Source organism: Phenylobacterium sp. (assembly GCF_044236515.1).
In the GTDB taxonomy this organism is placed as follows: Bacteria; Pseudomonadota; Alphaproteobacteria; order Caulobacterales; family Caulobacteraceae; genus Phenylobacterium.
On sequence record NZ_JBIIGK010000188.1, the window covers coordinates 1 to 4710 of the forward strand.

7 protein-coding genes and 1 pseudogene are annotated in these 4710 nt (G+C 70.8%); 1 reads left to right on the forward strand and 7 read right to left on the reverse strand.

Going from position 1 to position 4710, the window contains the following annotated elements; genetic code table 11:
* From ACILRF_RS14435 to ACILRF_RS14445, 3 genes are all read right to left on the reverse strand, one after another.
* Window positions 1-1183 (reverse strand): histidine kinase dimerization/phosphoacceptor domain -containing protein (locus tag ACILRF_RS14435; RefSeq protein ID WP_395674086.1); only part of this gene is annotated, 1183 nt, incomplete at its 3' end.
* Between the two features lie 17 nt (window positions 1184-1200).
* Window positions 1201-1806, reverse strand: coding sequence for a sigma-70 family RNA polymerase sigma factor (locus ACILRF_RS14440; RefSeq protein WP_395674088.1), 606 nt, complete (start codon window positions 1804-1806; stop codon window positions 1201-1203).
* Window positions 1806-1991 (reverse strand): NepR family anti-sigma factor, encoded by a 186-nt coding sequence (locus ACILRF_RS14445; RefSeq protein ID WP_395674097.1) that lies wholly within the window; start codon window positions 1989-1991, stop codon window positions 1806-1808. The genes ACILRF_RS14440 and ACILRF_RS14445 overlap by 1 nt, the downstream gene beginning before the upstream one ends.
* 232 nt (window positions 1992-2223) lie before the next feature.
* Between ACILRF_RS14445 and ACILRF_RS14450 the strand changes: the two genes are divergently transcribed.
* On the forward strand, window positions 2224-3024 hold the full coding sequence (locus ACILRF_RS14450; RefSeq protein WP_395674090.1) for a response regulator: 801 nt from the start codon (window positions 2224-2226) through the stop codon (window positions 3022-3024).
* A 113-nt stretch (window positions 3025-3137) separates the two neighbouring features.
* Here the strand turns inward: ACILRF_RS14450 and ACILRF_RS14455 are convergent, their stop codons facing one another.
* From ACILRF_RS14455 to ACILRF_RS14470, 4 genes and pseudogenes are all read right to left on the reverse strand, one after another.
* On the reverse strand, window positions 3138-3416 hold the full coding sequence (locus tag ACILRF_RS14455) for a hypothetical protein (RefSeq protein WP_395674091.1): 279 nt from the start codon (window positions 3414-3416) through the stop codon (window positions 3138-3140).
* Between the two features lie 12 nt (window positions 3417-3428).
* Entirely contained in the window at window positions 3429-3641 is a 213-nt protein-coding gene (locus tag ACILRF_RS14460; protein WP_395674093.1) for a hypothetical protein, read from the reverse strand.
* 312 nt (window positions 3642-3953) lie between these two features.
* Window positions 3954-4397, reverse strand: a complete 444-nt coding sequence (locus tag ACILRF_RS14465) for an OmpA family protein (protein WP_395674095.1) — start codon at window positions 4395-4397, stop codon at window positions 3954-3956.
* 107 nt (window positions 4398-4504) lie between these two features.
* Window positions 4505-4710 (reverse strand): annotated as a pseudogene (locus tag ACILRF_RS14470) (hypothetical protein); the annotation flags it as partial.

A 4710-nucleotide genomic window follows, 5' to 3' on the forward strand; every position in this document is an offset into this window, starting at 1 on the left:
CCGCCCGGGCGGCCGGGTCGGACAGCGCCCGCTGCTGCATGTTGAGCAGGCTGGAGATGACTTGCAGGTTGTTCTTCACCCGGTGATGGATCTCGCGCATCAGCGCGTCCTTCTGGGCGAGGTTGTCCCGCAGGGAGGCGTCGCGACCGACGATGGCGTCGGCCATGTCCTCCAGGGTCTCGGCCAGTTCGCGGATCTCCGGCGGCATCTGCTCGGCCTGCACGGGGCGGACGCTGAAGCGCCCGCGGGCGTAGAGCGAGGCGATGCGCTGCAGGTAGGCGATCCAGCGGACGACGACACGCTCGGTCACCGCCGTCACCGCCGCCAGGGCCAGAACGAAGGTCAGCAGCGGGAAGACGACGCCGGTGAGGGGGTTCAACCAGCCCCAGGACAGCAGGCTGGGCGAGCGGGCCGAGATCACCACGAACACGTCGTCGCCGACCAGGGGGGCGGCGGAGAACACGCGGCGCTCGCCGCGCGCGCCTTCGGCGTACCACAGCATCGAGCGGTCCTTGACGGCGCGCGCTTGCCAGCCCTCCGGCAGGCCGGTGATCAGCTGCGGGTCGGTGGTGCTGATCGTCCGGCCGAGCTCGTCGATCAGGGCGACCTGCGCGCCGCGCGGCAGCTCGGCGGTGGAGGGCTGCAGGCTGGCGAGCGAGATCACCGCCGCCAGGGCGCCGTCGAAGCGGCCCTCGGCGTCCCGGGCGGGCGTGGCCAGGAGCACGGAGGGAACGCGGGCGTAATCCGGCCCGGCCTCGGCCACGACGACAAGGTTGTCGCCGGCCGCCAGGCGGCGGAACCAGGCGTCGCCGGCATGGCCGGCCGCGTTCGGCGCGGCGGTCGCGGCGCAGGCGACCTCGCCGTCGCGCCGCAAGCGGATGAGGTTCTCGTAGCCGGGCACCCGGTTGCGCACCCGCGCGAGCCGGTCGCTGCACGATCCCGCGGCCGGGCTGGCTGCCAGGGTGTCCAGCAGGACCCCGGCGGCCTCGGTGCGGGCGAGCGCGGTGGCGGCGCTGCGCCGGGCGGCGAAGCCGAGGTTCTCGCGCAGCAGCGCGCCCTCGCGATGGAAGGCGATGGCCGACTGAATGACGCCAAGCAGCAGCACCGGCAGCAGGGCCGCCGCGAGCGCCGCCATCAGGCGGACGCGGATAGTCCGCACCGAGGGCTTCGGCAGGCCCGACATGGCCCGGTCTCCCATCCTCAACGGACGGTGCTTAGCCGCTCCGCGTCAGCCAGAATAGCCCGCATGGCGTCTCCAGCCGAGGCGCCGTCGCGCTGATAGTTGCCCTCGTCGAGGATGGCGTGCAGGGCGCGGCGGGCGCGGCTGACGCGGCTCTTCACGGTGCCGACCGCGCAGTTGCAGATCTCGGCCGCCTCTTCGTAGGCGAAGCCGCCGGCGCCGACGAGGATCAGGGCTTCGCGCTGTTCCGGGGGCAACATGGCCAGCCCCTGACGCAGCTCGTCCAGCGCGACCGGCGCCTCCGGATCGTCCACCGCCACCAGGGTCCGCTCCGCGGCCTCCTGGTCGAGCTGGCTCTGGCGCCAGGAGCGGCGCTTCTCCGAATAGAACTGGTTGCGCAGGATCATGAAGGTCCAGGCCTTCATGTTCGTGCCCATCTGGAAGCTGGCGCGCGCGTCCCAGGCCTTCATCATGGCGTCCTGCGCCAGGTCGTCGGCCGCGGCGGGGTCGCCGCAAAGGGTGCGGGCAAAGGCGCGCAGATGCGGAATGAGCTGAACCAGCTCTTTCTTGAACGCGTTATCGTCCGCGTCGGTGCGGGGCGGGCGGGACTCCCGGGCGTCCGCCATCAGCCGTTCTCCGCACGGCTGTCGGCGCGTCGCAGAATCTCCAGGAATTCGTCCGGCACCTGCTCGTTGACCACCTCGTCGAACATTTGACGAAGGCGCACGCCGATGGCCTGCTGACGCAGGCGAGCTTCGTCCAGAGCAGCCGACGACTTGCGCCGTTCCTCGGAAGGCCGTTGTTCGATCATGGTATCGGCGCTCCGCTCACGCGGCGGCCGCCCCCTCTTTTGGTCCTTGTCGCCGCTCAACGCCCCACTCCGGCCACGGGTTCCATGTTCGTAGAGGGTAAGATGCGCAAAACATCGAGTCCTGGGAACCGGTTCCCTCACGTGGCGTTTTTGCATCATGCTAGCCAGCAGTGGGGGCGAGGCTTCTCGCTCGACGCTGCCGTAATCCGATGTCCAACGGGAGGGGTCACCCTTGAGTCTTCTTGCCCGCCTCGCGCCGCACCTGCCTTACGTGCGTCGCTACGCTCGCGCCCTGACCGGCGACCAGACGACCGGCGATCATTACGTGCGGGTCGCGCTGGAGGCCCTCGCCGCCGGCGAACGGGTTCTGGAGGCGAGCCTGACGCCGCGCGTCGCGCTGTATCACGTCTTCCACGCCATCTGGTGCACCTCGGGCGCCCAGCTCGAGAGCCCGGCCGAGGACGACTTCGCCGCCGACGACACCACGCGGCGCCTGATGCGCATCGCCCCGCGCTCGCGCCAGGCGTTCCTGCTGACCGCGCTCGAAGGGTTCACCCCGTCCGAGGCCGCGCAGATCCTCGACGCCGACTTCGCCGAGGTCGAGCAGCTGATCGCCGAGGCCCAGGCCGAGATCGACGCCGAACTGGCGACCGATGTGCTGATCATCGAGGACGAGCCGGTCATCGCCGCCGACATCGAGGCGCTGGTCCGCGAGCTCGGCCACACGGTGGTCGATATCGCCGCCACCCGCACCGAAGCGGTCGACGCGGTCACCCGCAAGACCCCGGGCCTGGTGCTGGCCGACATCCAGCTGGCCGACGGCTCGTCCGGCATCGACGCGGTGAAGGACATCCTCGCCCGTTACGATGTGCCGGTGATCTTCATCACCGCCTTCCCCGAGCGCCTGCTGACCGGCGAGCGCCCGGAGCCGACCTTCCTGATCACCAAGCCGTTCCAGCCGGAGACCGTGAAGGCGGCGATCGGCCAGGCGCTGTTCTTCCATCCGCGGAAGACGTCGAAACAGGCGGCCTGACCGGCGGCAGACGCTCTCCCCACCCTCTCCCTTGCGCGACGCGGGGGAGAGGAGAGGGCACCAAACAAAACGGCCGCCCCGAGGGGCGGCCGTCTTCGTTTTGTGGCGCGTGGCTACTGACCGACGGGCGGCGGAGGGGTTTCGGTCGCTCGGGCGTTGCTGGGGGCCGGGGCCGGGGCGTCGAAGGTGGCCTGCCCGGCGCTGGCCCGGCCATTGTCGGACGTCGCCGAGGCGAAGTCGTCGGCCTTGAAGGCGTAGGTCGCCGCGAAGGCGATCACCACCAGCACGAGGGCGACGATCAGCACCCACAGAACATGCCGGCCCGAACGCCCCTGCCGGGCGCGGGTGACGCCGAGCGTCTGGCGTTGCGAAAAGCGGCTGGAAAGCGCCATTGGGGGTGCTCCTTACTCAGACGGGAAATAGCTGGACGGGCCGATGTAGGCGCGGCCGGTTTCGGTGACGTCGGTCCGCGCTGTGAGCGAGCCGATGACGCCGCTGGCGAGCGCCAGGCCGAAGACCGCGGCGACCACCACCAGCCGCCGACGGGCGACCTGTTGGCGATGGCTTGGCGTCCGCATCAGCGTGAAGCCGCCGCGCGCGGCGAATGCGTTCCCCATAACTGCGCCCTTTCGTCCGGGCCGCATCGGCCCACGTGGACCTAACGCCGCGCGCAGGGGCCCGTTCCCGCCAAGCTTGTCCCTGTCAGGGGCGCGCAAAAATCGGCGGAGAATTTTTTCAAATGGGTCGGAACGGCTGACCCGGACGTGTGTTCTTAGTGTGCGGAGGCGGCGACGCCCCCCCCGACTTGAGACTGGTGATCATGCCAGTCTGCCGTCTCCGCACCCCTTTTCTCGATGATGCACACTTTCGGCGGGCCCAAGGGCCCGCCCTTCTTTTGCGTGCGTCACCGCCGGCGGCGGCGACGCGCCTCAGCGCGTCATCCGCAGGACGACATCGGCCCGGCGGCGCAGCGGCGCGGCCTGGCCGGCGGGGGTCTCGGCGCCGGCCTCGCCAACGGCAGCGACCTGGAATTCGGCGTCCGGCAGTCCGACCGCGGCGAGGGCGGCGGTCACCGACTGGGCCCGGCGCTTGGAGAGTTCGAGGTTGGCGTCCGACGCGCCGGTGGCGTCGGCCAGGCCGAGGACGTCGACCCTGGCGACCTGGCAGCCGCGCGCCGCGTTCGCCGCCTCGCGGATCACGGCCCGGCCCTCGGCGGTCACTTCGGCCGCGTTGGGTTCGAAATAGATCTGGACCGTCTGGTCGGCGCAGCGCTCCGGCGCGCGCACCAGGCGCTCGCGCGCCGTCTGGATCGTGCTGCAGGCGCCAAGGCCCGCCACCGCCGCGGCGATCGCCGCCGCCTGTCCGATCTTCATGTCAAACCCCTCAGATCCTGACGCGTCGCCCGACGCTGAAACGTGGCACGACAAAGGGCGGCCGAACGAGTCGACCGCCCTTTTACGTATTGGCAGTCCTCCCCGGCTTAGTAGCGGGGCGAGCCGTCCGACCAGTAGTAACGGCCGTTGCTCGGGTCGTAGTAATAATAACGGCCCGCGCGCTCATCGTAGTATTGCTGACGGTTGCCCGGCCGCGCGCCGCAGCCGCCGTCTTCACGGCAACCGGACACCGCGCCGGCGACCGCGCCGACGCCGGCGCCGACGGCCGCACCGGTGCCCACGCCGACGTCGC